The following is a 5,380-nucleotide window of genomic DNA, read 5'->3' as shown; positions in this document are numbered from 1 at the left end:
GCACCGTCCGGGCCGGCCCCTTCGCCGTGCCTCGTGCCTCGTCTAGGTCATCTGCCGCTTGTTGCCCCGGACCGCGTTGTAGACGAGGTCACCGAGACCGACGACGACGACGGCTCCGGCAAGCTGCAGCAAGTGCCGGATCCAGTCGATGCCCTTGGTCTCGTTGACGCCGATCCACGTGGCCACCGCGTTGCCGAGCACCGCGCCGACGATGCCGAAGACGGTGGTCAGCCACAGGGGCTGGTGCTGCTTGCCCGGGAGGATCGCCCGGGCTATGAGACCCAGTACGAATCCGACGATGATCGCCCACAACCAACCCATGTCGAGCCTCCTCCTGGCGCGTTGTGCGCATGTGGGCCCAGTCTCGACCCGTCCGGCCCACGGCGCATTTCGGACAGCTCCATTCGGGGGACACCCCCCTCTGCCCGCGTCCGGGCAGGCGGCGTACGGTGGAAGCGTCCGGACCGGGGAGTGTCCGGCGGTCGATCGGGTGGTGGGTTGTGCAGCGGACGAAGCGGAACGGGTCCCAGGTCTTCCGGATCACGGGGGCCCGGATGGGCCTCGACGAGGACGTGCGCGGGCGCCAGCGCCGGTACGTGATCTCGATGGTCATCAGGACCCTGTCGGTGGTCGCGACGGTCGTCCTGTGGAACGTGCAGCGCCCCGTGGCCATCGTGACCCTCGTAGCGGGCGCCCTGCTGCCGTACGTGGCGGTGGTCATCGCCAACGCGGGGCGCGAGTCGACGCCCTCGCTGCCCTCGCATTTCATCCCGGCTCCGGTGCGTCCCGCACTGGGCGACGGAAACCTCAAGAAAAGCTCAGATCAATCATGAAGTTCCAGTGCACCGCACCGGGTCCTGCGTGACATACTGCCTACGCGCTCCGCATCCCCCGTCGGAGCGACGGACCGACGCCGGGCAGCTCCCCCCGTGGCTGCTCGGCGTCGCCTTTCCGTCTTAGGGTTGAGCCGTGACTCCCCTCGACGACGCTTTCGACACGACCCGCACGCCCGCCACCGGCGACGACGTGCCCTCCTGTTCCGCCAAGGGCTGCCGCGAAGCGGCCGCCTGGGTCCTCGCGTGGAACAACCCCAAGCTGCACACCCCCGAGCGCCGCAAGACCTGGCTGGCGTGCGAGGAGCACCGTGAGCACCTCTCCCAGTTCCTGGGCGTGCGCGGTTTCCTCAAGGACGTCGTGAAGCTGGAGGACTGGGTACAGCCCGAAGGCTCGGAACGGCAGTAGCCGCTCCGAGCCTTCGGGGAAAAACGGTTCAGCCGCCGATCGCCGACATCGGGCGGTCGGGCTGCAGGAAGGTCGGGTCGTCGAGGCCGGACCCGGCCTTCTTGCCCCACATCGCCACCTTCCACAGGCGGGCGATCTCCTCGTCCGGGGCGTCCGAGCGCAGGGCCGCGCGCAGGTCGGACTCCTCGGTGGCGAACAGGCACGTACGGATCTGCCCGTCGGCCGTCAGGCGCGTACGGTCGCAGGCGCCGCAGAACGGGCGGGTGACCGAGGCGATGACTCCGACGGTGGCCGGACCGCCGTCCACGACCCAGCGCTCGGCCGGGGCGGAGCCGCGCTCCTCGGAGCCTTCCTCGGTGAGGGTGAAGCGGGTGCGCAGGGATTCCAGGATGTCCCCGGCGGTGATCATGCCGTCGCGCTTCCAGCCGTGCTGGGCGTCGAGCGGCATCTGCTCGATGAAGCGGAGCTCGTACTCGTTCTCCACGGCCCAGGCGAGCAGGTCGGGGGCCTCGTCGTCGTTGAGCCCCGGCATGAGCACGGCGTTGACCTTGACGGGGGTGAGGCCGGCGTCGCGGGCGGCGGCCATGCCCTCGATGACGTCCTTGTGGCGGTCGCGCCGGGTGAGGGTCTTGAAGACCTCGGGCCGCAGCGTGTCCAGAGAAACGTTCACCCGGTCCAGACCGGCGGCCTTGAGGGCCTGCGCGGTGCGCTTGAGGCCGATGCCGTTGGTGGTCAGCGACATCTTCGGGCGGGGCTCCAGGGCCGCGCAGCGCTCCACGATCCCGACGAGGCCGGGTCGCAGGAGGGGCTCGCCGCCGGTGAAGCGGACCTCTTCGATGCCGAGCATGGTCACGGCGATGGTGATCAGCCGGACGATCTCGTCGTCCGTGAGCAGATCGGACTTGCCGAGCCACTGCAGGCCCTCCTCGGGCATGCAGTACGTACAGCGCAGGTTGCACCGGTCGGTGAGCGAGACGCGCAGGTCAGTGGCCACGCGGCCGTAGGTGTCGAGAAGCACTGTGGGCCCCCTCCCCTGTCCGGTTTGTAGAGGTTTGCGGAGCCATGGGTAGAGCGCTCGCGCTATATCCGAGACTACGCGACACGTCTGGCGCGTAGGGGTGCCCGAAAGAACGAGACGCGACGTGGCCGTGTCGTAGGGAAATACGACACGGCCACGCTCGGTGTTCGGATCATTTCGTTCGGGCGCAGCAGTGTGCCGAAGGGGCACAGTTCAGTGGTCGCGGCGTCAGTGGGCGCCGCTGCCGGTCAGTGACCGGACCTCCAGCTCCGCGAACTTCTCCGGGTCCGCCTTCTCCTTGGACAGGACGGTTCCCAGCCAGCCGAGCAGGAAGCCGAGCGGGATGGAGATGATGCCGGGGTTCTCCAGGGGGAACCAGTAGAAGTCGGCGCCCTTGAACATGGAGGTGGGCTTGCCGGACACGACCGGGGAGAAGAGCACCAGGACGACCGAGGAGACCAGGCCGCCGTAGATGGACCACAGGGCCCCCTGGGTGGTGAAGCGCTTCCAGAAGAGGCTGTAGAGGATCGTCGGCAGGTTGGCCGAGGCGGCGACCGCGAAGGCCAGGGCGACGAGGCCGGCCACGTTGAGGTCGCGGGCCAGGGCGCCGAGGCCGATGGCGACGGCTCCGATGACCACGGTCGACCAGCGGGCCGCCCGGACCTCCTCCTGCTCGGTGGCCTTGCCCTTGCGGATCACGTTCACGTAGATGTCGTGGGCGAAGGACGAGGAGGAGGCCAGCGTCAGACCCGCGACGACCGCGAGGATGGTCGCGAAGGCCACCGCGGAGATCACGGCGAGCAGGATCGCGCCGCCGGTGGAGTCCGCGCCGCCGCCGATCTCCTGGGCGAGCAGCGGGGCCGCGGTGGTGCCGGCCTTGTTCGAGGCGATGATGTCGGTCCGCTTGAGCAGGGCCGCCGCGCCGAAGCCGAGGACGATCGTCATCAGGTAGAAGGAGCCGATGATGCCGATGGCCCAGTTCACCGACTTGCGGGCGGCCTTCGCGGTGGGCACCGTGTAGAAGCGGATCAGGATGTGCGGCAGGCCGGCGGTGCCCAGGACCAGGGCCAGGCCCAGCGAGATGAAGTCCAGCTTCGTGAGCGAGTCCTTGCCGTACTTCATGCCGGGCTCGAGGAACTTCACCCCCTGTCCGCTGTTGTCGGCGGCCTTGCCCAGCAGGTCCGAGATGTTGAAGTTGAACTTGACCAGCACCAGGAAGGTGATCAGCAGGGTGCCCGCGATGAGCAGGACGGCCTTGATCATCTGGACCCAGGTGGTGCCCTTCATCCCGCCGATGGTCACGTAGAGGATCATCAGGACGCCGACCAGCGAGACGATCACGACCTTGCCGAGGTCGCTGGTGATGCCGAGGAGCAGCGAGACGAGCACGCCGGCGCCGGCCATCTGGGCGAGCAGGTAGAAGATCGAGACGACGATGGTGGACGTGCCGGCGGCGGTCCGAACGGGCCGCTGGCGCATCCGGTACGCGAGCACGTCGCCCATCGTGTAGCGGCCGGAGTTGCGCAGCGGCTCGGCGACGAGCAGCAGCGCGACCAGCCAGGCGACGAGGAAGCCGATCGAGTAGAGGAAGCCGTCGTAGCCGAAGAGCGCGATGGCTCCGGCGATGCCCAGGAAGGACGCGGCGGACATGTAGTCGCCGGAGATGGCCAGGCCGTTCTGGAAACCGGTGAACTGGCGGCCGCCCGCGTAGAAGTCGGCGGCGTCCTTGGTCTGGCGGCCGGCCCAGATGGTGATGCCCAGGGTGGCGACGACGAACAGCCCGAACAGGGTGATGATCAGCGGGCGGTGATCGGAGGCGCCGGCGGCGGTGGTCGTACCCGCCGTGGCCGCCGCGCCGACCGCCACGTACAGCGGGGCGCTCATTCGCCCGCCTCCATCCGTGCCTTGATGGCCGAGGCCTTCGGGTCGAGCTTCGTCGCCGCGTGGCGCGAGTACAGCCAGGCGATGAGGAAGGTCGTCGCGAACTGGGCGAGACCGAGGACGAGGGCCACGTTGATGTTGCCGAAGAGCTTCGTCCCCATGAAGCCGCCCGCGTAGTTGGAGAGCAGCACGTAGAGCAAGTACCAGGCGATGAACGCCACGGTGAGCGGGAAGGCGAAGGACCGGTGGGCGCGGCGCAGTGCGGCGAACTCGGCGCTCTGCTGGACGCGTACGAACTCTTCGGCCGCGGGGCTCGCCGGCGGCGTTCCCGCGCTGCCCGGGGGCGGCGCTGCTTCGGTGGTCACGGGGGACTCTCCTTGTGACGCGGGTGCGGTGGGGACGACGGACAAAACAACCTCCGTGGGGGGATGGTGGCGCCGATCCCCCCTGTCAACGGCACGGCCGGCGCATCGGGACGGTTCAACACCCGTTGTTTCTTTGGAAACTGATTTCTCGAACTGATGGCGCAAAGTCGAACGTCGGCACTAGGTTCACCTGACATGAACCCGTCGGGCGCGACCGCGCCCGCACGGATTTTTCACGATGATGTGGAGAACCCATGGCTCATCTGGGAACCGGTCACCGGCGGCGCGCCCTCGCCCTTCCGGTCGGACTGGCACTCACCGCCTCGCTCGCCTTCCTCCCCGCGGTGGCGGCCAGTGCCGCACCGCTCGGCGCCACGGCGGACTCGGCGGCCAACGCCACGCCCGACACCTCCGGCCCCAAGCTGTCGTACGTCGCGAACCTGACGGCACACGGCAACGTGAAGCAGGCGAAGAAGGCCATCGAGCGAGCCGGTGGCACGGTGGTGATCGCGTATGAGCAGATCGGGGTGGTCGTCGCACACTCCCAGAACCCGGAGTTCGCCAAGCAGCTCCGCGGTCAGCGCAGCCTGTTCGTGTCGGTCGGCGCCACCCGTACGGCTCCCCTGTCGGTCGTGCAGACCACCGAGGAGGGCTCGACGCAGCGGATGAGCGACGCGGACGCCGCCAAGGCGGCGGCGCAGGCCGAGCCGGGGCAGGAACCCCTGGAGTCCAACCAGTGGGACCTGCGCGCGATCAAGGCCGACCAGGCTCACAAGATCAACGATGGCAGCCGGAACGTCACGGTGGGCGTCATCGACACGGGTGTCGACGACACCCACCCGGATCTCGCCCCGAACTTCTCCAAGGGCCAGTC

6 protein-coding genes and 1 pseudogene are annotated in these 5,380 nt (G+C 68.8%); 3 read left to right on the top strand and 4 right to left on the bottom strand.

Annotated elements, in window-relative coordinates:
- Nucleotides 1–42 precede the first annotated feature (42 nt).
- Nucleotides 43–321, bottom strand: coding sequence for a GlsB/YeaQ/YmgE family stress response membrane protein (locus ACWGDE_RS35775; protein ID WP_453393244.1), 279 nt, complete (start codon nucleotides 319–321; stop codon nucleotides 43–45).
- Nucleotides 322–500: 179 nt separating this feature from the next.
- On the opposite strand from ACWGDE_RS35775, the gene ACWGDE_RS35770 reads away from it, so the two are divergent.
- Together ACWGDE_RS35770 and ACWGDE_RS35765 are read left to right on the top strand one after the other, a co-directional pair.
- The gene (locus ACWGDE_RS35770) at nucleotides 501–833 is read left to right on the top strand and encodes a DUF3099 domain-containing protein (protein ID WP_453393243.1); all 333 of its coding nucleotides are present in this window, start codon (nucleotides 501–503) and stop codon (nucleotides 831–833) included.
- Nucleotides 834–969: 136 nt separating this feature from the next.
- Nucleotides 970–1,242 carry a hypothetical protein gene (locus ACWGDE_RS35765; RefSeq protein WP_453393242.1) on the top strand — a complete coding sequence of 91 codons (273 nt, stop codon included), beginning with the start codon at nucleotides 970–972 and terminating at the stop codon, nucleotides 1,240–1,242.
- Nucleotides 1,243–1,270: 28 nt separating this feature from the next.
- Here the strand turns inward: ACWGDE_RS35765 and moaA are convergent, their stop codons facing one another.
- The 3 genes from moaA to ACWGDE_RS35750 form a co-directional block, all read right to left on the bottom strand.
- Nucleotides 1,271–2,260 carry a GTP 3',8-cyclase MoaA gene (gene moaA / locus ACWGDE_RS35760; RefSeq protein ID WP_453393241.1) on the bottom strand — a complete coding sequence of 330 codons (990 nt, stop codon included), beginning with the start codon at nucleotides 2,258–2,260 and terminating at the stop codon, nucleotides 1,271–1,273.
- Nucleotides 2,261–2,488: 228 nt separating this feature from the next.
- Entirely contained in the window at nucleotides 2,489–4,144 is a 1,656-nt protein-coding gene (locus ACWGDE_RS35755; RefSeq protein WP_453393240.1) for a solute symporter family protein, read from the bottom strand.
- A complete protein-coding gene (locus ACWGDE_RS35750) occupies nucleotides 4,141–4,506 on the bottom strand; it encodes a DUF485 domain-containing protein (RefSeq protein ID WP_453393239.1) in 366 nt (121 codons plus the stop codon). Before ACWGDE_RS35750 ends, ACWGDE_RS35755 begins: the two co-directional genes overlap by 4 nt.
- A gap of 254 nt (nucleotides 4,507–4,760) precedes the next feature.
- Between ACWGDE_RS35750 and ACWGDE_RS35745 the strand changes: the two are divergent.
- Nucleotides 4,761–5,380: pseudogene (locus ACWGDE_RS35745) on the top strand (peptidase S8); the annotation flags it as partial.

It is taken from the genome of Streptomyces sp. NPDC054956 (assembly GCF_053609185.1).
The sequence above is the reverse complement of the archived record's forward strand: the minus strand, read 5'-3'. Positions and strand labels throughout refer to the sequence as shown.